Source organism: Rheinheimera sp. MMS21-TC3 (genome assembly GCF_032229285.1).
GTDB lineage: Bacteria > Pseudomonadota > Gammaproteobacteria > Enterobacterales > Alteromonadaceae > Alishewanella.
Window position 1 is genome coordinate 316,908 of sequence record NZ_CP135084.1, and the last position, 26,414, is coordinate 343,321.

Below are 26,414 nucleotides of genomic sequence, written 5' to 3' on the forward strand. Positions count from 1 at the left end.
AATATATCCTGATTACAGCGCGTGGCGCTGTGCCATTCTGGCTTCTTTTTCTAGTTTTTTACGAATGCGATCACGCTTTAATGGTGACAAATAATCAATAAATAACTTGCCAATTAAATGATCTAGTTCATGCTGTAAACATATGGCTAGTAAACCATCTGCTTCTATAGTAAACCATTCACCCTCTAGATTTTGAGCTTTTACGGTAACGGTTTCAGCACGGTCAACTAAGGCATAACTTTGTGGTACTGATAAACAGCCTTCCTCATAACGAGTTTCACCCTCTAGAGCGCTTAACTCGGGATTAATAAATACTTGAGGAGTGTTTCTTTCTTCAGAGATATCAATAACCACAATGCGCAAATGCACATCAACTTGAGTTGCAGCTAAACCTATGCCATTCTCATCATACATGGTTTCGATCATGTCGCTAACTAGCTGTTTGATTTCATTGTTTATTTCAGTTACTGGCTTAGCGATTGTACGCAAGCGCTCGTCTGGGTAATGTAAAACATTTAATATTGTCATGGCACCTACAAAAATATGCTTTGTTTCAACTATTGTGATATGTTTTAATTTTAGCCATTAATCCGCTGTATTAACAGCATAGTGTGCAATAATTAAAACTAAAATGAGTTCAAGGATGCAGGCATGCTGAAAAAAATTGCAATAATTTTAACTTTCTTATTAGTTAGTGGCTGTTTTGTAGCACAAGCTGATGTTCTTAAAATTCGTGATGATGCACCACAAAACTATGTGGTGAAAAAAGGAGATACCTTATGGGATATCTCTGCATTGTTTTTAAATGAACCTTGGTTGTGGCCACAGTTGTGGCAAATGAATCCGCAAATTGATAACCCACACCTTATTTATCCTGGTGATACTTTAACCTTAACTTACGATGCGCAAGGTCGTCCGCGTTTAGTCGTAAACGAAAATGTGAAGAGACTGTCGCCGGTTAGCCGTAAAACCATGAAAGGTGGTGATGCCATTAGTACCTTACCGTTAAGTATGATTCGACCATACTTAACCTTTGAGCAAGCGTTAACTGATGAAGAAATAGCTGCTTTACCTTATGTGTTAGGATCAAATGCTAATGTAAAAAACTCAGTAAATAACCATATTATCTATGTTAAAGGGGTATTAGATGCTGGGGCCTCTTATGGTGTTTATCGTAAAGGAAAACCTTATATCGATCCTGAGACAGAAACCGTTTTAGGCTATGAAACTAAGCTGGTTGCAACCGCTCGAGCATTTAGACCAGGCCGCGCAGCTACCGATGATACGCCTATTGAAGCTGCCTCGTTGAATGTGTTAAGTGTAAAACGAGAAATAAAACAAGGTGATAAGGTTATGCCAGCGCTTGAAGGGCAGTCATTACCGGCATTCTTTACTATGACTAAACCTGCATTTGATATTGAAGGTTTAATTATTGATACTACTTCTGATTTAAGAGAGTTTTCTAAGTGGGATATAGTAGTGTTAAATCGAGGTGCATTACAAGAATTAGCGCCGGGGCACATGTTAGGTATTTATCGTAACTCACCATTAGTAATTGATGGTAAAGATGGCCCTGTTTATATAGAAGATGGTAATAAGCTGCAAAAGGCTTTACGTAACTTTGGCGATAATAGTATTCAGTTACCAAGAGAAAAGGTTGGTGAATTAATGGTGTTTAAGGTATCTGAACGCACTAGCTTTGCTATTGTAACAAATACTCTGCAGCCAGTGCGAGTAGGTGACTTAATCGCAAATCTATAACTTTACTCTTATGGAGCCAGTTTGCTATGAAGGATCTTCGCAACTGGCTCGCTTTAGCCACAGTGCATGGCCTAGATGGCCTGAAGTTCCAGCGTCTAAGCGAGCATATATCTGCAGCTGAATTGGTTTCTTTACCAATAAGTGCATTACAAAACCTTGGTTTTACTTCTCGGCAAGCTCAGTTACTGGCTTCTGAATCAGCTAGCAAAGTTGACTCAGCGCTAGCTTGGTATGAACAATCTGAATGCCATCATATTATAACGTTTTTTGATCCTAATTATCCGGCCTTACTTAAGCAGATAAAAAATCCACCTTTAGTTTTATTTATAAAAGGTCATCCTAGTGTTTTATCTCAGCAGCAGTTTGCTATGGTTGGTAGTCGACAGCCCACACCCGCCGGACGTAAAATTGCTCAAACTTTTGCTGGCGAGTTAAGTCAACAAGGCTATATCATCACCAGCGGTATGGCTCGAGGCATTGATAGTGAAAGCCATAAAGGGGCTTTGCAAGCTTCAGGCATCACTATAGCGGTATTAGGCCATGGCTTAGAACAAATATACCCAGCAAGCAATAAGTCTTTAGCTGCGACTATTAGTGAGCAGGGAGCACTAGTTTCAGAGTATTTTCCACAGGTTGCCCCTTTAGCTAGTTATTTTCCGCAACGTAATCGTATAGTAGTAGGGTTAAGTATTGGTACTATAGTCGTTGAAGCAGCAGTGAAGAGTGGCTCTTTAATAAGCGCTAATTTAGCGGCAGAAAATAATCGCGATGTGTTTGCCGTTCCTGGTAATATTTATAATCCCCAAAGTACAGGTTGCCATTTATTAATTCAGCAAGGGGCTAAACTTGTTACTAACGTGGCCGATATATTGGAAGAAAGAAGTTTTTTGACTAATAGCTGTACAAAGTCTGAGCAAGCAGTTGTAAAAAAAGCTAATATAGACTTGTTTGCAGCGCAGTTGTTGGCTAACGTAGGAGATGATGTTACTACAATAGATATCATTGCCGAACGTTCAGGCATGGCTATATCTGAAGCAAATGTTGCTTTATTAGAGCTTGAGCTTGCCGGTGAAGTTGCCACCGTTCCGGGTGGTTATATCAGAGTGAGGAGTACCTAAGTATGTTTGATATCCTCGTTTATCTGTTCGAAAACTATATTCATAATGAGTCAGATGTTTACGTTAACCATGCCGATTTAACTAAAGAGTTAAGCCGCGCAGGCTTTCATGATGCTGATATTTTTAAAGCACTAAAATGGCTTGATCACTTATCTGTATTACAACAAAGTGATGTTAAACCATACTTATCTCATACCATAAATAGCTCTACTCGTATTTTTAGCTCGCAAGAATTACAGAAGATAGATGTTCAAGGCCAAGGTTTTTTGTTGTTTTTAGAACAAATCAATGTTTTAAGTGCAGAAACTCGAGAGATGGTTATCGATCGGGTAATGGATTTAGATGGCAATAGCATTAGTCTTGAAGACTTAAAGTGGGTAGTGTTGATGGTTTTATTCAATGTCCCTGGCCACGAGTCCGCTTATGCACAAATGGAGGATTTAATTTTTGAACAACCCGAAGGGCTGCTGCATTAAGCAGTGTTGCTTGGTATGACGGATCTATTTACGCTGGCTGAGCATAAACAACAGTGTCCTAAGTGTCAGCAACCTTTAGTTATTAGGGCGGGTAAAAACGGCGCTTTCTTAGGTTGCAGCGGTTATCCTAGCTGTGACTATATTAAAGCGCTGCATCAGCATGAAACTACGACGGTTAAACTACTAGAAACTGAGCCCTGCCCAGAATGCTCGGCGCCATTAGCAGTAAAAAATGGTCGTTACGGTATGTTTATTGGATGCAGTAATTATCCTGAATGCCACTTTATTGTGTCTCAGCAGGCAGAGTCTGCAATCACAGAGCAAAAAATTAGCTGTCCTAAATGCAGTAAGGGTGAAATAACAGAACGCTTAAGTAAGTTTGGTAAAGTGTTTTATGGTTGCGATAGCTATCCGCAGTGCAAGTTTTTAGTTAATGATAAACCCTGTGCAGGTAAGTGCGTCAACTGCGGCTTTAACTTATTAGTTCAGCGTAAGGCCGTTTTTTATTGTGCGGATAAGCGCTGTGGGCAAAAGCAACCGGCAGACTAAGCTGCCGGTATTACAAGCTGTTATAGCTGCTCTAGCATGGTAGTTAACTGTGGAAAGGCTGCAGCAGGCAATAAATCTATTAATTGATTAAATTTATGCTTTAGTTCGGTTTTATTTACTGCAGATAAATTAATATGGCCCATCTTTCTACCGAGACGTTTGGTTTTACCATACCAATGTAGTTGTAAGCCCGAAATTGCTAAGATCTCATTCGGCAGTGTATCTTCACCTAGAATATTGACCATTAGTGTTGGCCGGATCAGAGCTGTGCTCCCAAGAGGTAAGCCGCAAATTGCCCGTAAATGCAGTTGAAACTGACAAACATTGCTGCCTTGCTGCGTCCAGTGGCCAGAGTTATGAACCCGAGGGGCAATTTCATTAACAAGTAGTTGCTGATCAAGATCAAAAAACTCTATAGCTAATACACCAACATAATTTAAGCTGTTTGCAAGCTTGCTAAATATTAGCTCTGCTTGCTGCTGTAAAGCCGTTGTAGCCTCTGCAATAACTGAGGTACTTAAAACACCATTAACATGATGGTTTTCAGTTAACGGGTAAACGCTAATATTGCCGTTAGTATCACGGGCGCCAATTAGTGACACTTCGCGTTGGAAAGGTATAAATTTTTCAGCCACTATAGCTTGTTTAGGATCAGCAGCTAAGAAATCGGCTATTTCCTGCCATAAACTAGCCGCTTGCTCTGTCGTTTTTAAACGCCACTGGCCTTTACCGTCATATCCCGCTAAGGCGCTTTTAAATACTAAAGGTAAGCCTAAATCAGCAATAGCCTGTTTAAACTGGGCTTCAGTATTAATAATGGCGTAATCGGCTGATTTTACCCCTGCATTATCCAGTAATTGTTTTTCTATGCGTCTATCTCCACCTGCTTTAATTGCTTCAGCTCCGGGTAAAAATTTACCGCTTTGTTGGCATTGCTCTAAAATAGGTAGTGGGATATGCTCAAATTCTGCGGTAATAACATCGGCATTTGCAATAGCTTCGCTTAAGCCCTTAGCTAAAACCTGTTGACTAATGGGATCCACCACAGTGTCAGTATTGACATCATAAGCGCTGATTTTTAAATTTAAAGGTGTGCCAGCTAGCGCCATCATTCTTGCTAATTGCCCAGCACCTAATACTAATATCTTCATAGAATTACCTTTGATGGATCAGGCTGACTTAATACTGTTTCAGTTTGTGCCGCTCGAAATGCATCTACTTTCTTCATTAATTCAGGATCATGAGTGGCCAATATTTGTGCGGCTAATAAACCCGCGTTAGCTGCACCAGCATCACCTATAGCTAAAGTGCCCACTGCAATACCTTTTGGCATTTGTACTATTGATAACAAAGAGTCTAAGCCATTTAAAGCTTTAGACTGTACTGGAACACCTAGTACCGGTAGGCTAGTAAAAGCAGCAGCCATACCTGGTAAATGGGCTGCTCCGCCAGCACCAGCAATAATTACCTTGATGCCGCGCTCTGCAGCTGCATTAGCATAGTCAGCTAATAGTTGTGGAGTGCGGTGTGCAGAAACAACTTTGGTTTCATAGGCAATGCCAAACGTATCCAGCATGTCAGCTGCATTTTTCATGGTTGGCCAATCAGAAGTAGAGCCCATTATGATTCCAACTTGCATAGTTGTTTCCTTTTTTCGTGATGAACTAAATACGTGAAGGAGTTATTATAACCGCTTGCATGAATGAAGAACATTTTAACTGTGCTTTTTGCACTAAATTGATAAGGTAAATTGACGCTATGTCAACTTTAAGCCAAGTACTACAAGCACTACATCAGCAGGAGGTTATCGCTTATCCAACCGAAGCTGTCTATGGGTTAGGTTGTGATCCTGATAGTGAAGCTGCAGTACTAAGATTGCTGACAATTAAGCAAAGGCCTGTCGAAAAAGGCTTAATACTCATTGCCGCTAATTATGGTCAATTGTTACCTTATATAGATGAAAGTGCAATCCCCACTAATATACTTGAAGAAATTTTAGCAAGTTGGCCCGGTCACATTAGTTGGGTTGTACCAGCGAGTAAAATGGCACCTAAATGGGTAACGGGGCAATTTAGCAGTATTGCTGTCAGAGTGAGTGCACATCCAATAGTACAGCAATTATGTTTAGCTTTTGGTAAACCTCTTGTTTCAACCAGTGCAAACTTATCAGGCCAACCAGCAATAACTGAAGCAGCTGTTTTATATGAGCAAATGTCTAGTCAAGTATCTGCTATCATGCCTGGGAATTTAGGCGGTGCCAGTCAGCCAAGTCAAATTCGTAATGCACTCACTGGCGCTATTGTAAGGAGTTAATATGACTACTAGCCAACCTCATTCGCATTTAAGCGTTGTTCAAAACTTTTTATTGCAATTACAAGACACTATCTGCCAAGCATTAGAGCAAGCTGACGGTAAAGCCAAGTTTGTAGAAGATGCATGGCAGCGTCCAGGAGGAGGTGGAGGGAAAACTCGGGTGCTAACAGGTGGCAGCGTTTTCGAGCAAGCTGGAGTGAATTATTCTCATGTGTATGGCGCCAATATGCCAGCATCAGCAACAGCTCATAGACCAGAGTTAGCAGGTTGTAGCTTTCATGCTTGTGGTGTGTCGCTAGTTATTCATCCTAATAATCCTTATGTCCCTACTACGCATGCCAATGTTCGTTTCTTTATTGCTGAAAAGCCAGGCGCTGCGCCAGTGTGGTGGTTTGGTGGTGGCTTTGATCTCACACCTTTTTACCCATTTGAAGAAGATGTGGTGCACTGGCATCAAGTTGCCAAAGCGGCTGTTGATCCTTTTGGTGCTAACTTTTATCCAGATTATAAAAAGTGGTGTGATGATTACTTCTACTTAAAACATCGTGAAGAAACTCGCGGTGTCGGCGGCTTATTTTTTGATGACTTAAATCAGTTAGGCTTTGAACAAAGCTTCGCTTTAATGCGTGCTGTAGGAGAAGCCTTTATTCCAGCTTATCAGCCTATTGTCGAAAAGCGTAAAGCAATTCAATATAATGAGCATCAACGTCAGTTCCAATTATATCGGCGTGGTCGTTATGTCGAGTTTAATTTAGTTTATGATAGAGGCACTTTGTTTGGGCTACAAAGTGGTGGCCGTACTGAGTCAATACTTATGTCAATGCCACCTTTAGTACGTTGGGAGTATGGTTATACCCCCGCACCAGATAGCCCTGAAGCCTTGTTATATCAACGCTACTTACAGCCGCAAGATTGGTTAAATCTTAACGATTAATCATATGGCTGGCGAGTTGACCAAATGAATGACTTAAGCCTTGGCGAAGCAGTTTATGTTCGACTACTTCTGCTAAGGCTTTATCCATACAAAACATCCATTGATCGCGTAGTTGTTCAGTAACAGCAAAAGGCATGTGGCGTGCCCGTAAGCGAGGATGACCATATTGTTGCTCAAAAAGCGGTGGGCCGCCTAACCAGCCAGATAAAAACTGAAAAAACTTCTCGCGAATGGCATCTAAAGGCAAAGGATGAATGGCATAAAGTTCGGCTGCCTCAGGGGCTGTTTCCATAATGTCATAGAAGCGGTTAGCTAATAACTTAACCTGAGCTTCACCACCCATAATGTCATAAGGTGTGCGTTCAGGCGTAGGAAGGGAGCTGTTTTTTGTGTTAGTTTTAAATATTCTGTTCATTAACTTTTTAATAGGCATCTAATTTGGACCGTTATGCTGTTTTCGGCAATCCGATAGGCCACTCAAAGTCGCCTTTTATACACGCACAGTTTGCTTTAGCGTTACAGGAGCCACTGCAATACGAGGCCATTCTAGCACCGGTAGATAAATTTGCCGACAGCTGGCGCGAATTTGTTAATCAAGGTGGTAAAGGAGCTAATGTAACCGTTCCCTTTAAGCAGCAAGCTTATCAATTAGCCGAACATTTAACCGAACGGGCTAAGCAAGCCCAAGCTGTAAATACCCTCTATATAGATAGCCAAGGTATAGTTTGTGGCGATAATACCGACGGAATAGGTTTAGTGATGGACTTACAGCGCTTAGGCCAAAGCTTAGCTAATAGCCGTATTTTAATTGTAGGTGCTGGAGGGGCAACCAGAGGCGTAATAGGGCCTTTATTGCAAGCAGGCGTAAGGCAAATTGTTATTGCTAATCGCACGCTAAGCAAAGCCCAAGCAATAGCGGCTAATTTTAGCCCGCAAGTGCACGCTACAGATTTACAACAAATTCCTGAAATTAGCTATAACATTATTATCAATGCTACCTCAGCAGGTTTAGCGGGAGAGCGGCCACAACTTGAAGCTAAACATATGCGTTACTGTCAGCTAGCTTACGACATGTTATATGCTGCCAAACCAACAGCTTTTTTAGCTTGGGCCAAACAACATGGGGCAGAGCAGCAAGCTGATGGGTTAGGCATGTTAGTGGCACAGGCTGCTGAGTCATTTTATATTTGGCGCGGCAAAAGACCCGAGATCACACCAGTGTTAACCTTATTAGCAAAACAACTAACAACAACTAAATAGCAGGCAGCATGAATCAACAATTAATATTTAATAATGACTTTGCTTATAACCAAGCTCGACAAGCAATAACCTTTAGCTGTTTAGTCTCAGGGTTAAAGGTAACTTGCTATATAGGCGTTGCTGAAGATCGTTCCCCTGAAAATGCACTGGCTGAAGTGATACAGCAGGCATTTATTTGGGAAGATAGCGCCGAGCAGGCCATTGCCGACGACGCTTATAATAGTGCGGGTGAAATTTGGCTTTAAGCCTCTGCTAAATATTCATCTTTTAAAACAACGTAATTTGCAGCAGACTCAGTAAGAAAAGCAATTTCAGCAGCATTTAACGGCCGCGCTTGTTTAGCCGGGCTGCCCACATATAAATAACCACCTTGCAAACGTTTACCTGGTGGCACCAAACTGCCGGCACCAATAATAACATCATCTTCTACTACTACATCATCCATGACTATAGCTCCCATACCTATAAGTATACGGTTACCAAGAGTACAACCATGCAACATAACCTTATGCCCAACAGTGACATCTTCTCCTATAATAAGAGCAGAACCCTCAGGTTTACTTGGGCTTGGCCTAGATAGATGTAAAACAGATCCATCTTGAATATTAGTGCGGGCACCAATTCGCATAATATTGACATCACCGCGTGCAGCCACTAAAGGCCAAATACTGACATCATCAGCTAACTCTATATCACCCACCAATACTGCAGACTGATCTACATAAACCGCTTTACCAAGAGTGGGAAAAATACCTTTATAGGCTCGTATCGTCATAATCTCCTCCAATGTCGAGATATTATGCAATAAATGTTGTAAAAAAGCGCGATTCGTAGAAACTTTATGCGAACGATTCGAATGTTGTAATATTTCTGCAATAAGCGCTTGCGCATCCGTTAAAACCACCTATAATGCGCGCCATGCCAACGGGGATACGCAGTAAGGGTTCTCCAAGCGGTTTAAGAAGTGAGTCAAAATTCTTTTTAAAAGAGGCTTGACAGCAAGGCTTAAATCTCTAAAATGGCGCCCTCGCTTCGCAGTGGTAACAAGCACTGTAAAGCAGGCAAGAAAGTCAGGTGTGAAGATAGGTTTTACGCTAGCTAAATTAGCAAAAAGAATTATCTTCACTCTTGACTTAAAAACTGGGAAGTGTAACATACGCCTCCCGCTTCTTAAGTAGAAGCACGCTCTTTAACAATTCGCAATCAATCATCTGTGTGAGCACTTATGATGGCATTTCACAAAAATGAAATACATCGGTTGAGTGACTACACATAGAAATATGTTTTAAGTCAGTACAATTGAGCAGCTACTTAGGTAGCAGAAAGAACTTTAATAGAAGAGTTTGATCATGGCTCAGATTGAACGCTGGCGGCAGGCCTAACACATGCAAGTCGAGCGGTAACATGCCTTCGGGTGATGACGAGCGGCGGACGGGTGAGTAATGCGTAGGGAACTGCCAAGCAGAGGGGGATACCAGTTGGAAACGACTGTTAATACCGCATAACGTCTACGGACCAAAGAATGGGACCTTCGGGCCATTCGCTGTTTGATGTACCTACGTGAGATTAGCTAGTTGGTGAGGTAATGGCTCACCAAGGCGACGATCTCTAGCTGGTTTGAGAGGATGATCAGCCACACTGGGACTGAGACACGGCCCAGACTCCTACGGGAGGCAGCAGTGGGGAATATTGGACAATGGGCGCAAGCCTGATCCAGCCATGCCGCGTGTGTGAAGAAGGCCTTCGGGTTGTAAAGCACTTTCAGCGAGGAGGAAGGGGTAAGTGTTAATAGCGCTTATTTTTGACGTTACTCGCAGAAGAAGCACCGGCTAACTTCGTGCCAGCAGCCGCGGTAATACGAGGGGTGCAAGCGTTAATCGGAATTACTGGGCGTAAAGCGTACGTAGGCGGTTAATTAAGTTGGATGTGAAAGCCCCGGGCTCAACCTGGGAATTGCATTCAAAACTGGTTGGCTAGAGTATGTGAGAGGGGGGTAGAATTCCAAGTGTAGCGGTGAAATGCGTAGAGATTTGGAGGAATACCAGTGGCGAAGGCGGCCCCCTGGCACAATACTGACGCTGAGGTACGAAAGCGTGGGGAGCAAACAGGATTAGATACCCTGGTAGTCCACGCCGTAAACGATGTCTACTAGCTGTTCGCGGTCTTGTACTGTGAGTAGCGCAGCTAACGCACTAAGTAGACCGCCTGGGGAGTACGGTCGCAAGATTAAAACTCAAATGAATTGACGGGGGCCCGCACAAGCGGTGGAGCATGTGGTTTAATTCGACGCAACGCGAAGAACCTTACCTACTCTTGACATCTAGCGAAGATTGTAGAGATACGATTGTGCCTTCGGGAACGCTAAGACAGGTGCTGCATGGCTGTCGTCAGCTCGTGTTGTGAAATGTTGGGTTAAGTCCCGCAACGAGCGCAACCCTTATCCTTAGTTGCCAGCACGTAATGGTGGGAACTCTAGGGAGACTGCCGGTGATAAACCGGAGGAAGGTGGGGACGACGTCAAGTCATCATGGCCCTTACGAGTAGGGCTACACACGTGCTACAATGGTATGTACAGAGGGAGGCAAGCTGGCGACAGTGAGCGGATCTCATAAAGCATATCGTAGTCCGGATCGCAGTCTGCAACTCGACTGCGTGAAGTAGGAATCGCTAGTAATCGTGGATCAGAATGCCACGGTGAATACGTTCCCGGGCCTTGTACACACCGCCCGTCACACCATGGGAGTGGGTTGCAAAAGAAGTAGATAGCTTAACCTTCGGGAGGGCGTTTACCACTTTGTGATTCATGACTGGGGTGAAGTCGTAACAAGGTAACCCTAGGGGAACCTGGGGTTGGATCACCTCCTTACCTTAAGTGAAATAAAGTTATAAGTGTTCACACACATGATTGATTGCAGAGATAGAGCAAATAAAGTTTATTGCGAAGTTCGTTATAATTAATGGATAACGCAGGATGTTTTGCTTAGAGCGAGGCGGCAGCTTAGCGAGAGAAGGAGTGTACTAAAGTACATGACTGATTGAGTGAAGTTGGCAACGATGCAATAAGTAAAACAGACCAGTTAGACCGGGTCTGTAGCTCAGGTGGTTAGAGCGCACCCCTGATAAGGGTGAGGTCGGTAGTTCGAGTCTACTCAGACCCACCAAATTGCATTTATGCGTTGTTGCGGCGAACCTCACATACTAATGTATGCTTCGGTTCACTGCGCCTAGCCTAAATTCAATTTAAAATTATCAAAAAAGACTTAGAGCGAGAAGTTTAAGCTTAGGCGAGCCGACTGAGGCGCAAGCGAAGGAGTGTACGTCAGTACATGACTGAGTGAGCAACGAATAAAGGCGACGCATAAGGTTAAAATCCGAAGCTATAAGATGGGGTTATAGCTCAGCTGGGAGAGCGCCTGCCTTGCACGCAGGAGGTCAGCGGTTCGATCCCGCTTAACTCCACCATCAACTATTATGCGTTGTTGCACTAAACCTCACATACAAAAGTATGCTTCGGTTTACCGCGCCTAGCCTAATAGCCGATGGCTAAATAATTTGCTCAACAAATTCAAATCAAACGGTTCTTAATCAAGAATAGTTTGATTTGAGTTTAATCTCAAACTGCTCTTTAACAATTTGGCAAGCTGAAAGTAAAAAGAAACAAGCTAAGCAACCGCTTCTTTATAAGAAGTGAGTGTGACGCAAGACACACTGTATAATACTCAAGACATCTTGGGGTTGTATGGTTAAGTGAATAAGCGTACACGGTGGATGCCTTGGCAGTCAGAGGCGATGAAGGACGTGTTAATCTGCGAAAAGCTTAGGTAAGGTGATAAAAACCGTTATAGCCTAAGATATCCGAATGGGGAAACCCAGTGCATTTATGCACTATCGTTACATGAATACATAGTGTAACGAGGCGAACCGGGAGAACTGAAACATCTAAGTACCCCGAGGAAAAGAAATCAACCGAGATTCCGTCAGTAGCGGCGAGCGAACGCGGACTAGCCCTTAAGCTAGCTAGGTGTTAGTGGAATACGTTGGAAAGCGTAGCGATACAGGGTGATAGCCCCGTACACGACAATACCTTTTTAGTGAAAACGAGTAAGACGGGACACGTGATATCCTGTTTGAACATGGGGGGACCATCCTCCAAGGCTAAATACTCCTGACTGACCGATAGTGAACCAGTACCGTGAGGGAAAGGCGAAAAGAACCCCTGTAAGGGGAGTGAAATAGAACCTGAAACCGTGTACGTACAAGCAGTGGGAGCCCCTTCGTGGGGTGACTGCGTACCTTTTGTATAATGGGTCAGCGACTTACATTTTGTAGCAAGGTTAACCGAATAGGGGAGCCGTAGGGAAACCGAGTCTTAACTGGGCGATAAGTTGCAGGGTGTAGACCCGAAACCGGGCGATCTACCCATGAGCAGGTTGAAGGTTGGGTAACACTAACTGGAGGACCGAACCCACTAATGTTGAAAAATTAGGGGATGACTTGTGGGTCGGAGTGAAAGGCTAATCAAGCTCGGAGATATCTGGTTCTCCTCGAAAGCTATTTAGGTAGCGCCTCGAGCGAATACCATTGGGGGTAGAGCACTGTTTGGGCTAGGGGGTCATCCCGACTTACCAACCCCATGCAAACTCCGAATACCAATGAGTACTACTCGGGAGACACACGGCGGGTGCTAACGTCCGTCGTGGAAAGGGAAACAACCCAGACCGCCAGCTAAGGTCCCAAAGTAATGATTAAGTGGAAAACGATGTGGGAAGGCATAGACAGCTAGGAGGTTGGCTTAGAAGCAGCCATCCTTTAAAGAAAGCGTAATAGCTCACTAGTCGAGTCGGCCTGCGCGGAAGATGTAACGGGGCTAAATCATTCACCGAAGCTGCGGACTTGTGCTTGCACAAGTGGTAGAGGAGCGTTCTGTAAGCGGTTGAAGGTGTACCGGGAGGTATGCTGGACGTATCAGAAGTGCGAATGCTGACATGAGTAACGATAAGGGGAGTGAAAAACTTCCCCGCCGAAAGACCAAGGGTTCCTATCCCATGTTAATCAGGGTAGGGTGAGTCGACCCCTAAGGCGAGGCTGAAAAGCGTAGTCGATGGGAAACGGGTTAATATTCCCGTACCGACCAATACTGCGATGGGATGACGGAGAAAGCTAGGCAGGCGCGGCGTTGGTAGTCCGCGTGAAAGTAAGTAGGCTGAGAAACTAGGCAAATCCGGTTTCTTAAGGCTGAGATACGAGACGAGTGTCCAAGGACACGAAGCTGTTGATGCTATGCTTCCAGGAAAAACCTCTAAGCTTCAGGTATTGGTGATCGTACCCTAAACCGACACAGGTGGTCAGGTAGAGCATACCAAGGCGCTTGAGAGAACTCTGCTGAAGGAACTAGGCAAAATAGTACCGTAACTTCGGGAGAAGGTACGCTCTGGTGTGTTAAGGACTTGCTCCGTAAGCATACTAGAGTCGCAGTGACCAGCTGGCTGCAACTGTTTATTAAAAACACAGCACTCTGCAAACTCGTAAGAGGACGTATAGGGTGTGACACCTGCCCGGTGCCGGAAGGTTAATTGATGGGGTTAGCGCAAGCGAAGCTCTTGATCGAAGCCCCGGTAAACGGCGGCCGTAACTATAACGGTCCTAAGGTAGCGAAATTCCTTGTCGGGTAAGTTCCGACCTGCACGAATGGTGTAATGATGGCCAGGCTGTCTCCAGCAGAGACTCAGTGAAATTGAAATTGCGGTGAAGATGCCGTATACCCGCGGCTAGACGGAAAGACCCCGTGAACCTTTACTATAGCTTGGCACTGAACATTGACCCTACATGTGTAGGATAGGTGGGAGACTTTGAAGCTGGAACGCTAGTTCTAGTGGAGTCAACCTTGAAATACCACCCTTGTATGTTTGATGTTCTAACGTTGGCCCCTAATCGGGGTCGTGGACAGTGCCTGGTGGGTAGTTTGACTGGGGCGGTCTCCTCCTAAAGCGTAACGGAGGAGCACGAAGGTTGGCTAAGTACGGTCGGACATCGTACGGTTAGTGTAATGGTAGAAGCCAGCTTAACTGCGAGACAGACACGTCGAGCAGGTACGAAAGTAGGTCATAGTGATCCGGTGGTTCTGTATGGAAGGGCCATCGCTCAACGGATAAAAGGTACTCCGGGGATAACAGGCTGATACCGCCCAAGAGTTCATATCGACGGCGGTGTTTGGCACCTCGATGTCGACTCATCACATCCTGGGGCTGAAGTCGGTCCCAAGGGTATGGCTGTTCGCCATTTAAAGTGGTACGCGAGTTGGGTTTAGAACGTCGTGAGACAGTTCGGTCCCTATCTGCCGTGGGCGTTGGATGATTGAGTGGAGTTGCTCCTAGTACGAGAGGACCGGAGTGAACGAACCGCTGGTGTTCGGGTTGTCATGCCAATGGCACTGCCCGGTAGCTACGTTCGGAACGAATAAGCGCTGAAAGCATCTAAGCGCGAAGTCGGCCACGAGATGAGTCATCCCTCAGACTTAGAGTCTGCTAAAGGGTCGTTGAAGACCACAACGTTGATAGGTCAGGTGTGGAAGCGCAGCGATGTGTTAAGCTAACTGATACTAATTGCCCGTGTGGCTTAACCATACAACGCCCAAGCTGTTTTAAAGAAGTGTTATAGTGTGTCGAATTACTAAAGCTTGCTAAATTAAAGAGCACAAACAGTTTTTTGCCTGGTGGCAATAGCGCTGTGGAACCACCTGATCCCATTCCGAACTCAGAAGTGAAACGCAGCTGCGACGATGGTAGTGTAGCATTCGCTATGCGAGAGTAGTTCACCGCCAGGCACCCAATAACAGACCCCAGCTCGATGAGCTGGGGTTTTTTATTGTCTGCGATTGGTTGGTAACAGCTCGGAATACTGTAGTTCACCGCCAACAATGTTTTGTTATTATCTAATATATTAGTTGGGCTTGTTTGTATTTGAAATCCAGCTGCTAAATCGCTCGAAGAATAATAGGTAACTATTTCTGCCTACAAAAAAGCCCCTAAATAGGGGCTTTATCAATATCTAAATAACATCAAATCTTTAACGGATTAAATTACCTTGATTATCAAATTGCCAATCCGGCTTAGCGAGTAAACGTAAATGCATACTTGCATCATTCTTTTTTACAGCCTCAATAAAATGCTTATTATGATCAAGAAAAACTAACCATTCGGATGCTGTGTTAGAAATTGTAGTGTCATCTATTGCAACATGCATACCCATATAGGTAGGAGTCATATTTTTCCAACCCTGATTAACTTTAAAAATATAGCGGCTGTCATAATCTATATGGAGAAAATTTGCTTGTTCTATAACATTGAGTAACTGCCTATCACTAATTGATACTAATGCAATAGCATTACTTCTTTCTATTAGTTTTTTAATTTCAGCAGACTTTGAAGCAGCTAATTGTTTATTGCTTGCATCAGCCGTGATGGGCGCTTTTTTTAGTTCAGTTGCAATTTCTAATGAGAAAACTGTTAGCTCATATTTATCTAAAAGCACTTGATAAGACTGATAGTCTTCACAATCATTTAGCTCGGTAATACTATTTTTAACATAAGAGGTCATTTTACGATCTATTAAAGTTATAGCCGATAGATCAGTCATCTTAAGTTTTTGCTGTAATAAATCTTGCCGTTTAGTTATTGGCGATTGTGGATAAACTTTTGCCATAGCAGATTCTGGGTATCGATTAATACAGAATTGCTGAAACCGATTAAGCTCTGCATCTTGTAGGCTCATCTCCACTGCAGATTGCAAAGTCCTGCGCTCAGATGGTGAATAACCGTTTGCAGAATATAAAGGATTAGAAAGCAAGCCTGTCAAAGTGATAATCGTAAGCATAATTGGTTTCTTAAGGTGCTAAATGCGGCACACTAGCTGTAATAAGCAAAAAAGTAAAGCAAATAATAATGATAAAATAATTTGCTGTAATAAGTGTAATTTAATTGAGTAAAATTACGGTTTTCTTTGTATGTTTTTATCTAAAGCTAACAATTGCTGCCAGGCATCTAATATCGCATTTTTACCTGCAAGTTTATAATCAGTACTTATCTGCTGCCAACTATGCTGTTGCCAAAGCTTTGCCACTAAAGTTGCAGCTATAGTCTTAGGTATAGTTTTAAAGTTATGATTAAACCATACTAGCAGTAAGTGACTGATAAGCTCATAGGGTCTTTGTTGTTGACTAAATAGCCAGAGTTGCTCTAGTTCTCTGGCTGTTAAGAGCGGAGTTGGCGTTGTTGCTGACAGTGCTATGATTAGTTTTGGCTCAAGCTTAGGGTAATGTTCTGCAACTAAACTAGGTAATAGCTGCTGAAAATTAGCTGCTAATTCTTTGCTCTTATCGCCCTCTTTTTTGCAGACTTTTAGCATTAATAAAGAATATTCACCGCTGGCCTTATCTGCACGCTGGCCTAGTCTAATAGGAAGGTAATCTGCTTGTTGCCAAAATTTTAATAGGCTTAAACTTACACCATAACTAGTGCCTAAATAGGCAAAATTATTGTCTTTGGCATAGGCGTCAATATGGCCTAATAAATAACTACCTAACTGTTGCCGTTGTAATTCAGGTTGCACAGCTATACGCATTACTCTAAGTAAGCTTAAACTTGCCATCTCGGGTTGAGCACAATGAAATGCTAAGTTTTGTGCGAGTAAATGGCCTTGCAACCGGCGTTGGCCAAAGTAGATTTGCTTTGCTAACTGTGGCTCTATCTTACCCTCAGCACTAAGTAAGGCGCAGGCAAGGACAGTATTTTCAGCTTCTAGCGTTATAACGCTTAGATATGGGTTATCTAGCAGCGAGGCTAAATCCTTAACCTGGGTTTGATAATGGGCCAAGCTAAGTAAACTAAATACTTGTTGTAGCTTTTCTGGTTGCTTTAGCCAATCTGCAGCAGTATAGCAATGAATATTAGTACAGCGGTTTGTTAGATTACTAAGCAGTGGGCTTGTTGATTGTAATAAAAAACTGGCGAAAACTAATTGCTCAAGCGGATCATTTTGCTGATAACGAATAGGTGTTTTCAAGTGTAACTTATACCAACCTGGGCAATGCAGGTTTAAGTGCTGCTGAAAGCGGACGGTAAAGCCACGGCCAGTACCTTCATAGCCATGCTCTGTGGTTGCAAAAACAATTCTGCTATAGCGGGTGAGTAGCTGCTGCAGTATTGGCGTTGGTATTGCTGCCGCCTCATCAATAAATAGTAAAGCCGCAGTAGGGGCTTGCTGAATTAACTCGTCAATAGCAATAAATAAAAAACTGTTATGTAAGTGAGCAGGTGCAAGATTTTTAAAATGTTGTAGTGCAATGGCTGCAGCTTGAGGTGACGGCGCAGTTATAATAAATGGTTGTGTTGTTTGACTAACTAATTGCGCAGCGGCTATGCCTAAAGCTGCCGATTTACCTCTGCCGCGATCAGCTGTCAACACTAAAGGCCGACGCCGATGGCCCGTTAGGACACGCTGGATAGCTTGCACTGCTTGTTGCTGATCACAAGTAGCATAAGGTGACGGTGCTTGCTTAATAATCGTTTTAGTTGGCCATGTCAGTGATTGCAGTAATTGTTGGTTATGGCCAATAATGACGTTACTTTGCTGTAATTGTTGCAGCCAAAAAGCGATAAAATGTCCTTGATGCTGGCTTGCATCTAAGGGGTAGGGTAATAAGCTTTGATGGGCTGTATTAGACTGCTGTGACCATTGGCTAAACTCGGGACAGAGTAGTAACCATAAACCACCGGCTTTAACACAACCCGAGCTTGCGGCTACAGCATCAGCAGAAAAACCATTAAAGGCATTTATAACAAGCACATCGCATTCAGTACCAAGTAGCTGATAATTACGGCCAGCATTAACAATAGTTGCTTGCGGTGGTGCATCATCACCTAGCCAATAGGTTGTAAGCTCACTGTTGTTGTTTAGCCATTGTTTGGTTAATGGCAATAATTGCTCTGCACTACCTTGCCAAACTATTGGCAGCCTGATTTGTAAGCTAGCAGCTTGTGCCAACCAGGTTGCCAGTTGAGGTAGGGTTACCATTAGCCGACTGCTTGTAAGCGGGCATAAGCGGTAACTAACCATTTACTGCCAACTTGGTCAAAGTTTACTTGGATCCTTGATTGCGCACCTGTACCTTCATAATTTAACACAGTACCTTCACCAAACTTAGCATGCTGAACCCGCTGACCTAAATTAAAACCTGTATTTTCAAATGCAACATGACTGGCTTGGTTGCTGAAGCGGCTAAACTGTGTTGGCTTACTAACCTGTGTATTTAGCCTAATTTCTTCGACATATTCAGCTGGGATTTCGCGTAAAAAGCGCGATGGTCTATTATTCTGCTCTTGGCCATATAAGCGGCGACTTTCTGCATGGCATAAATATAGCTTTTGCATCGCTCGGGTCATACCAACGTAGCATAAGCGGCGCTCTTCTTCTAACCGAGTAGGATCTTCAGAGCTTTGCATGCTGGGGAACATGCCTTCTTCTAAACCACAAATAAAAACTTGCGGAAACTCTAAGCCTTTGGCGCTATGCAAAGTCATTAGTTGTACTGCATCAGAATGCTCTTCAGCTTGATACTCACCCGCCTCTAAAGCTGCTTGTGACAAAAACGCCGCTAAGGGTGTCATCTCAACATCATTAGCAGTATCAAAGTTTTGGCAGGCTGTTATTAATTCATTTAAGTTTTCAATTCTAGTTTCTGCCTTTTCACCTTTCTCTGCTTGATACATGGCATATAAACCAGATTTTTTAATCGCATGCTCAGCTTGTTCGTGTAACGGTAGCTCGGCTGTTTGCTCAGCTAAAAGATCAATTAACTGCATAAAGTTGCTAATGGCATTAGCAGCACGGCCAGATAATTGTTGTTCGCTCAATAATTGCTGCAGACTTTGCCATAAGGTTATTTGTTGGCTGCGGGCATGAATGCGCACTTTATTTAACGTTGTTTCGCCTATACCACGGGCTGGGGTGTTAACTACGCGCTCTAATGCTGCATCATCTAAGCGGTTATTCATTAAGCGTAAATAGGCTAGGGCATCTTTTATCTCTTGTCGCTCATAGAAGCGTAAACCGCCGTAAATACGATAATGTAAACCTTCTTGAATTAAGGCTTCTTCTAGTACGCGAGATTGAGCATTATTGCGATATAAAATGGCGCTATCAGTTAAGCTGCCGCCTTTTTTCATCCAGTCGCGCACTCTGCCAACAATAAAGCGAGCCTCATCTAGTTCATTAAAGGCGGTATATAAAGAAATGGCCTCGCCTTCAGCGCCATCGGTCCATAAGTCTTTGCCTAAACGGCCACTATTGTAGGCAATTACCGCATTAGCCGCTTTTAAAATAGTGGCTGTTGAACGGTAGTTTTGCTCTAACCTTATAGTTGCAACATCAGGGAAGTCTTTTAAGAAGGTTTGAATATTCTCGACTTGGGCGCCTCGCCAGCCATAAATAGATTGGTCATCATCGCCAACAATCATCACTTTAGCGCTAGTGCCGGCTAACAGCTTTAGCCACTGATATTGAATAGCGTTAGTATCTTGAAATTCGTCGACCAGTATATGCCGAAAGCGTTGTTGATAATGTTGCCGAACATCGGCATTATTTTTCAGTAACTCAAAACTGCGTAATAAAATTTCAGCAAAATCGACCAGACCAGAGCGATCGCACATTTCTTGATAAGCAGTGTAAATTTTAAGCATTTGTTGCAAGCTAAAATCACCTGAAGCATCAATCATGTTTGGCCGCTGGCCTTCATCTTTACGACCGTTAATAAACCACTGTACTTGCTTAGCAGGCCAGTGCTTTTCATCTAGATTTAAAGCTTTAAGAATGCGCCTTACCAAGCGGTATTGATCGTCAGTATCAATAATTTGAAAACTTTGCGGCAAGCTAGCTTCTTGATAATGGGCCCGCAGCATGCGATGGGATAAACCATGAAAGGTGCCCATCCAAAGGTTATTTAAACTAACGCCTATGGTTTGTTCAATACGGCCGCGCATTTCTTTAGAGGCTTTGTTAGTAAAAGTCACCGCCAGTAAACTAAAAGGCGCCACGCGCTCAACTTGCATTAACCACGCTAACCGGTGGACTAAGACCCGAGTTTTACCACTGCCGGCCCCTGCTAGCACTAGCATATGTTGCGGCGATGCAGCTACTGCATCCCGTTGTTTATCGTTTAACCCGTCTAACAGGTAAGATACATCCATTGGTATTTCTCGCTAAGCATAATGCCAGCTATTATAACAGCCAAAACCAGTGCGCCAAGCTAACAGCACTTATTAGTGGATAAATAACCAGTTAAAGTTAATTCTTAGTAACGAGGTGTGATTAAAGTGATTTTTTCTGTTAGGTTGTGATAAAATGGTTAATTATTTTATCTGCGGAGATATAAAGAATGGATGTGGTTAAAGAGTGCAAAGAATTATGCAAAGATAAAGAATTTTTAAGAGTTCTAGATTTAGCGCGAGGGCAAGTAGGAGATGAGGTACGTTCTGCGAATAGTGGTGCTGGTTATGATCCTATGAGAGTAAGAAGATCTTTAGGCGTAATAATCCGTAAAAATAGCAAAGGAATATACAGTTTTAGCAGAGTAAGTTCAAATGTACCACAAGGCCGTGAGTGTGTTGGCAATAATGGTTTAACCTGCAATTTTATCGATATAATTGATGATAAATTTACCGTTGCTATTCTTGTTGGTGTTTCTCCTGGTACACGTTTAGAGAGCTTTAGTTCAGCCCATTTCCAGAATATATATAAAAGACTTGCAATTAAAACTGAAAAAGTAATTTTTGTTATGGGAACCGGTACTAATGCAATCGGAGCATTGTATGTGAGTGATGATGAAACAATGGTTAGAATAAGGTGAAAATATGGAATATCTACAAAAAATAACTTTTGTTTTAATGTTATTTAATGGTTTTGCTTGTGCAAGTAATGACTTAAAAACATATCAGTTACAAACTTCAGTGATCCATCTAATATCTGCACCTGAACATCATTATAATAAAAATATTGTAGTCGACGGAATTTTTATTGGTTTTAATCAGAATAATCTATTTTTCGATGCAAAGCATGCAGAGTATATGCTTAATGCTATGAGCATAAATATTCTGGATGACTCTGATGACGAGAGCCTAACTAATTCCTCCTGTAGTGGTGAATGGGTAGAAGTTTGGGGAACATTTATAAAAACTATTGATCCTGAGATAAGTTATTTTAAAGGGCGGATAGTAGTTGATAAGATGATATTGCATAAAAATGGTAAAACATGCTGGAAACGAATTAAGCCTTCCTTTTTAGATAAAGCTAAGTAAGTTAAAATTTATAATCGATAACTTCATTGTTTTCTGTAGCTAAAAGGATTAATTATTTGCAATTAATCCTTTTAGCATGTGCACATCAGTCAGTCTAATATGCGGCAATATCGATATGCTACTGTTATGGTGATCAAGCCAAGCGGTTTGGCAACCAGCATTTAAAGCGCCGATGACGTCGGCACGATGGCTGTCGCCGATATGTAATATTTGTGCCGGTGCTAGCTTGAGTTGTTTAGCGGCGTTTAAGAATAGATCAGAATAAGGTTTCATTCGCCCGTCAGGTCCTGCTTGCAAACTAAACTCAAACCAGTGGCCTATGTCCATCTTGTCAATGCAAGCATTACCATTAGTAATAGCAATAAGTTTATAATACTTCGCTAGCTCAGCCAGTAGTTGCTTAATTTTAATATCGACGCTGATATTAGTCCGTTGTTGTAAAAAAGCGCTATAGGCAATATCAGCAATGTTTTTGGCATCAGTTTGATTAAACTTAAGTCTTAATAAACCGGCTTCAAGACTAAGTAACCGCCAACGACCAAGATCATGACGAATTTCTGGGTTTGCTATGGCTAATAGCTGACGTTGTTGTAACCAAAAAGCATTATCAGTTTTTATTTTGCTTGGTAATTGTTGGCCGAGAGCTTGTAACATTGCATGTTCAGCCGCTGCTATAACGGGTTTATTGTTATACAGCGTATCGTCTAAATCAAAAGACAACGTTTGAATAGGCTGTAATTGTTTATAAATTTGCATTACGATTTCTTCTTCGCTCTAGGATGGGCACTATCATACACTTTAGCTAAATGCGTAAAGTCGAGATGGGTATACACCTGAGTGGTGCTTAAGTTAGCGTGGCCAAGCAACTCTTGCACTGCACGCAAATCTTGACTGGACTCTAACATATGGCTAGCGAATGAATGGCGCAGCATATGGGGGTGCAAATGTTGACTTAAGCCTTGCTGCTTGGCCCATAGCTGCACTCGTTGCCTAACATGCCTAGCACTAATGCGCTTATGTTGTTTACTAACAAACAAGGCTAGCTTGTCAGCTTCGGCTAATTGCTGGCTAAAAGCGGGGCGCATGCTTAGCCAATGTTGAATGGCATTTAACGCTAGGCTGCCAACCGGCACTAAGCGTTGTTTATTGCCTTTACCGATAACGCGTAATAACTTTTGCTGCCAATCAATATCGTTAATATTTAAATTAACCAATTCTTCTAAGCGCAAACCAGATGAATAAAATAGCTCTAAAATAGCTTTATCACGACTAGCTAAAATATCATCACTACTATCAAAGTTTAGTAGATGATTAACTTGGTCTATGGCCAAATTTTTGGGTAAGTCGCGTGCGGCTTTAGGCAGAGTTAAATATAGTGCTGGGTTATCTTGGCGTAGCTTTTGAGCTTGTAAAAACGAAAAAAAACTGCGTAAAGCGGCAACTTTTAAGGCGATAGTGCGCGGCTTAATACCCGCTAATCGCAAAGTGTTAATGTGCTGCTTAAGCTGAGCTTGCTCTAGCGTAAACCAATTTAGCTGCTGCCATTCTGGGTTGTTATATACGCTTAAGCCGACTTGCTGCAATTGACGCTGATAGCTAGCTAGGGTGTTTTTGCTATAACCGCGTTCGTATTGCAAATAGTATAAAAAGTTGTCGATTGGTTGTTGCCAATCGACACTAAGAACGGACTCTTGCTTAGGTTGCGTCATAACCTGGTAGTAACTCAGTTAAAATATGACTTAAATGCTGTAAAAACAGCTGGTCCATATTGGGCTGAAAATGATCATCATGCTCGCTACCAAAAGCCAGTAAGGCTAAAGGCTTTTTATCCTGTTTAATTAATACTAACGCTACTGAGTGAATATTGTTTGGGAATAGCATTTGCTGCTCTTCTTTATTTAACCGGCCTAAATATACCCCCTTGTTATCTAATCGGCGCGATAATAACATTTGAAAAACATCAATATCGTTATCGGTAAAACGGATAAGCTTAAAAGTATGGACTAGTGGCATAGTATCAATAAACTGCTGCAAGCCGGCTTGAGCTTGTTGCATGCTAGTTGCTTGATACAGCTGAGCTTGTAGCTGATTAAAGGCAGTAAAGAGCAATTCATTTTGGCGCGCAATAGACATTAATCGGGTTATATCATCTTCTAAAGCTTGAATTTTTTCGCGTTGCATCTCTAATTGCCGTTCAACTAAAGACACGCTACCCCGTTGTTTATGCGATAAACGTAATGACGCTAACAGTTGCGGACGTTGCTGAAAAAACTCTGGGTGGTCTTGCAAATAATCGCTAACTACTTCAGCGGCAATTATATCTTGGTTGATTAAACTTTCGGTCATAAAGCTATTTGTCCATCAAAAACATGCTCTGCTGGGCCGGTCATCTTAACGGGGTGGCCCGGGCCGTTCCAGCGAATGTGTACAGTACCACCAGCTAAGTCTACTTGTACTTGGTGTTGCAGTTTATTTTGTAACAGGCCTATAACTACAGCAGCACAAGCGTTAGCGCCGTAGGCTAAGGTTTCACCAAGGTCTCGTTGCCATACCCGCAATTTTATATGACTAGGGGTTACAACTTGCATAAAGCCAATATTAGCTCGCTCTGGAAAACGTTCATGGCGTTCAAAAATAGGGCCTTGTACATCAACAGCGGCTGTGGTTATTTCGTCAACAATGAGTATGGCATGGGGTTCACCCATAGCAACTACGCCACAAAGTAAGGTGTGCTCTTCAGCGCGTAAAATGTAGGTTAGTTCTTGTTTTTGAGCTTTAAACGGAATTTTAGCAGGCTCTAACTGCGGTGTACCCATATTCACTGTGACTTGGCCATCGGCTTCGATGTAAAGCTTCATTTTACTTGATTGGGTACTGACACCTATAGTGTGTTTATTCGTTAAACCACGGGCACGTACAAACTTGGCAAAACATCTGGCACCATTAGCGCATTGCTCTGTTTCAGTGCCGTCAGCATTAAAAATACGGTAATGAAAATCGAGCTCAGGATCATAAGGAGGCTCGGCCATCAGCAACTTATCAAAACCAATACCAGTATGGCGATTAGCTAAGGCTTTGATTTGCTCTTTAGTTAGAAACACATTTTGGCTTACAGCATCGACCATCATAAAGTCATTACCTAAGCTATGCATTTTAGTAAAATGTAATAACATTAGCGCCTTATAAATTAACTAGTTAATACTTGTTCGCCACGCCACAAGTCTTGCCATTGCTCACGAGCACGGATCAAGTGTAATGCAGTGCCATCAACTAAAACTTCAGCCGCTCTGGGGCGACTATTATAGTTAGAACTCATGGTAAAACCGTAAGCGCCGGCAGAGCGTACTGCCAGTAAGTCACCTTGCTTAATCGCTAAGGGGCGATCTTTACCTAAAAAGTCACCCGTTTCACAAACTGGGCCAACTACATCATAAACAGTTCTAGGCAACGAGTTATTTAACACTATAGGCACAATATCTTGCCAAGCACTGTATAACGCAGGGCGAATTAAGTCATTCATAGCCGCATCAACAATAGCAAAGTTCTTCTCGTTACCCGGTTTTAAATACTCAACCTTAGTTAATAACACACCAGCATTAGCCATAATGGCGCGGCCAGGCTCCATAATAAGTTCTAGCTGAGGGTAGTTAGCTAAACGCTTTACCACTTGGCTAATATATTCCGCTGGCGATGGTGGCGTTTCATCGTCATAAATCACCCCTAAACCGCCGCCTATATCAAGGTGCTGCAACGCTATGCCATTAGTCGCTAGGCTATCTACAAGAGTTAATAGCTTGTCTAAGGCATCAAGAAAGGGTTGAACTTCAGTTAGTTGCGAACCAATATGGCAATCAACACCAACAACATTAATATGACTATAACTAGCTGCGGTTTGATAAATTTGTTCAGCTTGCAAAATATCAATACCAAATTTATTGGCCTTTAACCCTGTAGAAATATAAGGGTGAGTTTTAGCATCAATATCCGGGTTAACCCGAATAGAAACCGGGGCTATTATATTGGCAGCGCTAGCGACTTGCTGTAACTGATCTAATTCAGCACTAGATTCGACATTAAAGCACTTAATACCTAAGTTTAAAGCAAAGCGCATTTCGTCAGCAGTTTTAGCTACCCCAGAAAAAACTACTTTTGCTGGATCACCACCTGCGGCAATAACTCGGCGTAACTCACCAGCCGATACGATATCAAAGCCACTGCCCAGTTTTGCTAATAAGTTTAATATAGCTAAGTTGCTATTCGCCTTAACCGCATAGCAGACTAAACTGGCTGGATGCTTAGCTGCAGAGTCAGCGAAAGCATGGTACTGCTGCTCAATAGCGGCTTTTGAATAGACATAGCAGGGGGTCGAAAACTGCTCAGCTATCTTAGTTAGCGGCTGTTGTTCAGCAAAAAGTATTTGATTTTTATAATTAAACTGGTCCACTGCCTTCACCTCCTGATTGTATCGATGTATTGTCGCTTGGTTGTGAGTTGTTTTTATCTGGTTTACTCACTTCTGCCGGTGATTGTGGTAAGGTAAGCGGGCCCATTTGGCCACAGCCGCTTAGCATACTACCAAGCAGTAAGGTGGCAATAAGGATGAAAAGTGACCTTTTAATTTTAAAAGCTAGCATGATGTTTTTTTATTTAGTTG

At 42.7% G+C, this 26,414-nt stretch carries 24 protein-coding genes, 2 tRNA genes and 3 rRNA genes; 15 read left to right on the plus strand and 14 right to left on the minus strand.

What is annotated here, in order from left to right; translation table 11 throughout:
* Positions 1-12: 12 nt before the first annotated feature.
* Positions 13-528 carry a peptide deformylase gene (gene def / locus RDV63_RS01710; protein ID WP_313907795.1) on the minus strand — a complete coding sequence of 172 codons (516 nt, stop codon included), beginning with the start codon at positions 526-528 and terminating at the stop codon, positions 13-15.
* 123 nt (positions 529-651) lie between these two features.
* Here def and RDV63_RS01715 point away from each other — a divergent pair, with 123 nt between their 5' ends.
* Genes RDV63_RS01715 through RDV63_RS01730 form a run of 4 tightly spaced genes read left to right on the plus strand, consistent with a single transcriptional unit; the run spans position 652 to position 3,904 of the window.
* Positions 652-1,761 carry a LysM domain-containing protein gene (locus RDV63_RS01715; RefSeq protein ID WP_313907796.1) on the plus strand — a complete coding sequence of 370 codons (1,110 nt, stop codon included), beginning with the start codon at positions 652-654 and terminating at the stop codon, positions 1,759-1,761.
* Between the two features lie 26 nt (positions 1,762-1,787).
* On the plus strand, positions 1,788-2,879 hold the full coding sequence (gene dprA, locus RDV63_RS01720; RefSeq protein WP_313907797.1) for a DNA-processing protein DprA: 1,092 nt from the start codon (positions 1,788-1,790) through the stop codon (positions 2,877-2,879).
* 2 nt (positions 2,880-2,881) lie between these two features.
* Positions 2,882-3,355, plus strand: coding sequence for a DUF494 family protein (locus RDV63_RS01725; RefSeq protein ID WP_313907798.1), 474 nt, complete (start codon positions 2,882-2,884; stop codon positions 3,353-3,355).
* 15 nt (positions 3,356-3,370) lie between these two features.
* Positions 3,371-3,904: a type I DNA topoisomerase gene (locus RDV63_RS01730; RefSeq protein ID WP_313907799.1), complete on the plus strand. Its 534-nt coding sequence runs from the start codon at positions 3,371-3,373 to the stop codon at positions 3,902-3,904.
* 20 nt (positions 3,905-3,924) lie between these two features.
* Here RDV63_RS01730 and RDV63_RS01735 read toward each other — a convergent pair whose 3' ends face one another.
* Positions 3,925-5,055, minus strand: a complete 1,131-nt coding sequence (locus RDV63_RS01735; RefSeq protein ID WP_313907800.1) for a 5-(carboxyamino)imidazole ribonucleotide synthase — start codon at positions 5,053-5,055, stop codon at positions 3,925-3,927.
* On the minus strand, positions 5,052-5,543 hold the full coding sequence (gene purE / locus RDV63_RS01740) for a 5-(carboxyamino)imidazole ribonucleotide mutase (RefSeq protein WP_313907801.1): 492 nt from the start codon (positions 5,541-5,543) through the stop codon (positions 5,052-5,054). Before purE ends, RDV63_RS01735 begins: the two co-directional genes overlap by 4 nt.
* Before the next feature lie 119 nt (positions 5,544-5,662).
* On the opposite strand from purE, the gene RDV63_RS01745 reads away from it, so the two are divergent.
* Positions 5,663-6,217: a Sua5/YciO/YrdC/YwlC family protein gene (locus RDV63_RS01745; protein ID WP_313907802.1), complete on the plus strand. Its 555-nt coding sequence runs from the start codon at positions 5,663-5,665 to the stop codon at positions 6,215-6,217.
* A 1-nt stretch (position 6,218) separates the two neighbouring features.
* Complete coding sequence (hemF, locus tag RDV63_RS01750; protein ID WP_313907803.1) at positions 6,219-7,151, plus strand: oxygen-dependent coproporphyrinogen oxidase; 933 nt, start codon at positions 6,219-6,221, stop codon at positions 7,149-7,151.
* Here hemF and RDV63_RS01755 read toward each other — a convergent pair.
* Positions 7,141-7,584 (minus strand): group II truncated hemoglobin, encoded by a 444-nt coding sequence (locus RDV63_RS01755; RefSeq protein ID WP_313907804.1) that lies wholly within the window; start codon positions 7,582-7,584, stop codon positions 7,141-7,143. The genes hemF and RDV63_RS01755 overlap by 11 nt on opposite strands.
* Before the next feature lie 5 nt (positions 7,585-7,589).
* Here RDV63_RS01755 and aroE point away from each other — a divergent pair, with 5 nt between their 5' ends.
* A complete protein-coding gene (gene aroE / locus RDV63_RS01760) occupies positions 7,590-8,411 on the plus strand; it encodes a shikimate dehydrogenase (RefSeq protein WP_313907805.1) in 822 nt (273 codons plus the stop codon).
* An 8-nt stretch (positions 8,412-8,419) separates the two neighbouring features.
* Positions 8,420-8,656: a DUF1488 family protein gene (locus RDV63_RS01765; RefSeq protein WP_313907806.1), complete on the plus strand. Its 237-nt coding sequence runs from the start codon at positions 8,420-8,422 to the stop codon at positions 8,654-8,656.
* Here the strand turns inward: RDV63_RS01765 and RDV63_RS01770 are convergent.
* Entirely contained in the window at positions 8,653-9,186 is a 534-nt protein-coding gene (locus RDV63_RS01770; RefSeq protein WP_313907807.1) for a gamma carbonic anhydrase family protein, read from the minus strand. The two genes, RDV63_RS01765 and RDV63_RS01770, sit on opposite strands and share 4 nt — an antisense overlap.
* Positions 9,187-9,742: 556 nt before the next feature.
* Between RDV63_RS01770 and RDV63_RS01775 the strand changes: the two genes are divergently transcribed.
* The 5 genes from RDV63_RS01775 to rrf all read left to right on the plus strand — a co-directional run bounded on the left by RDV63_RS01775 (position 9,743) and on the right by rrf (position 15,234).
* Positions 9,743-11,277, plus strand: a 16S ribosomal RNA gene (locus RDV63_RS01775).
* Between the two features lie 218 nt (positions 11,278-11,495).
* Positions 11,496-11,572: transfer RNA gene (locus RDV63_RS01780), tRNA-Ile, on the plus strand.
* A 225-nt stretch (positions 11,573-11,797) separates the two neighbouring features.
* Positions 11,798-11,873, plus strand: a tRNA-Ala gene (locus RDV63_RS01785).
* Between the two features lie 279 nt (positions 11,874-12,152).
* Positions 12,153-15,034, plus strand: a 23S ribosomal RNA gene (locus RDV63_RS01790).
* A gap of 85 nt (positions 15,035-15,119) precedes the next feature.
* A 5S ribosomal RNA gene (gene rrf / locus RDV63_RS01795) occupies positions 15,120-15,234 on the plus strand.
* The 16S, 23S and 5S rRNA genes sit together here with 2 tRNA genes alongside, the layout of an rRNA operon.
* Before the next feature lie 242 nt (positions 15,235-15,476).
* On the opposite strand, the gene RDV63_RS01800 is transcribed toward rrf, so the two are convergent.
* The 3 genes from RDV63_RS01800 to uvrD form a co-directional block, all read right to left on the minus strand.
* Positions 15,477-16,283 carry a hypothetical protein gene (locus RDV63_RS01800; RefSeq protein ID WP_313907808.1) on the minus strand — a complete coding sequence of 269 codons (807 nt, stop codon included), beginning with the start codon at positions 16,281-16,283 and terminating at the stop codon, positions 15,477-15,479.
* Between the two features lie 114 nt (positions 16,284-16,397).
* On the minus strand, positions 16,398-18,482 hold the full coding sequence (locus RDV63_RS01805; protein WP_313907809.1) for a tRNA(Met) cytidine acetyltransferase TmcA: 2,085 nt from the start codon (positions 18,480-18,482) through the stop codon (positions 16,398-16,400).
* A complete protein-coding gene (uvrD, locus tag RDV63_RS01810; RefSeq protein ID WP_313907810.1) occupies positions 18,482-20,653 on the minus strand; it encodes a DNA helicase II in 2,172 nt (723 codons plus the stop codon). Before uvrD ends, RDV63_RS01805 begins: the two co-directional genes overlap by 1 nt.
* A 188-nt stretch (positions 20,654-20,841) precedes the next feature.
* Here uvrD and RDV63_RS01815 point away from each other — a divergent pair, with 188 nt between their 5' ends.
* Positions 20,842-21,312, plus strand: a complete 471-nt coding sequence (locus RDV63_RS01815) for a hypothetical protein (RefSeq protein WP_313907811.1) — start codon at positions 20,842-20,844, stop codon at positions 21,310-21,312.
* Positions 21,313-21,316: 4 nt separating this feature from the next.
* Entirely contained in the window at positions 21,317-21,760 is a 444-nt protein-coding gene (locus RDV63_RS01820; protein WP_313907812.1) for a hypothetical protein, read from the plus strand.
* A gap of 48 nt (positions 21,761-21,808) precedes the next feature.
* Here the strand turns inward: RDV63_RS01820 and RDV63_RS01825 are convergent, their stop codons facing one another.
* From RDV63_RS01825 to lptM, 6 genes are read right to left on the minus strand one after another with little or no spacing between them, the layout of a single operon-like run.
* A complete protein-coding gene (locus RDV63_RS01825) occupies positions 21,809-22,516 on the minus strand; it encodes an HAD-IA family hydrolase (RefSeq protein WP_313907813.1) in 708 nt (235 codons plus the stop codon).
* Positions 22,516-23,469 carry a tyrosine recombinase XerC gene (xerC, locus tag RDV63_RS01830; protein ID WP_313907814.1) on the minus strand — a complete coding sequence of 318 codons (954 nt, stop codon included), beginning with the start codon at positions 23,467-23,469 and terminating at the stop codon, positions 22,516-22,518. Before xerC ends, RDV63_RS01825 begins: the two co-directional genes overlap by 1 nt.
* Positions 23,456-24,106, minus strand: a complete 651-nt coding sequence (locus RDV63_RS01835; protein WP_313907815.1) for a DUF484 family protein — start codon at positions 24,104-24,106, stop codon at positions 23,456-23,458. Before RDV63_RS01835 ends, xerC begins: the two co-directional genes overlap by 14 nt.
* Positions 24,103-24,933 carry a diaminopimelate epimerase gene (dapF, locus tag RDV63_RS01840; protein WP_313907816.1) on the minus strand — a complete coding sequence of 277 codons (831 nt, stop codon included), beginning with the start codon at positions 24,931-24,933 and terminating at the stop codon, positions 24,103-24,105. The genes RDV63_RS01835 and dapF overlap by 4 nt, the downstream gene beginning before the upstream one ends.
* Positions 24,934-24,947: 14 nt before the next feature.
* The gene (lysA, locus tag RDV63_RS01845) at positions 24,948-26,204 is read right to left on the minus strand and encodes a diaminopimelate decarboxylase (RefSeq protein WP_313907817.1); all 1,257 of its coding nucleotides are present in this window, start codon (positions 26,202-26,204) and stop codon (positions 24,948-24,950) included.
* A complete protein-coding gene (gene lptM / locus RDV63_RS15245) occupies positions 26,191-26,394 on the minus strand; it encodes an LPS translocon maturation chaperone LptM (protein ID WP_409934815.1) in 204 nt (67 codons plus the stop codon). The genes lysA and lptM overlap by 14 nt, the downstream gene beginning before the upstream one ends.
* Positions 26,395-26,414: the final 20 nt, after the last annotated feature.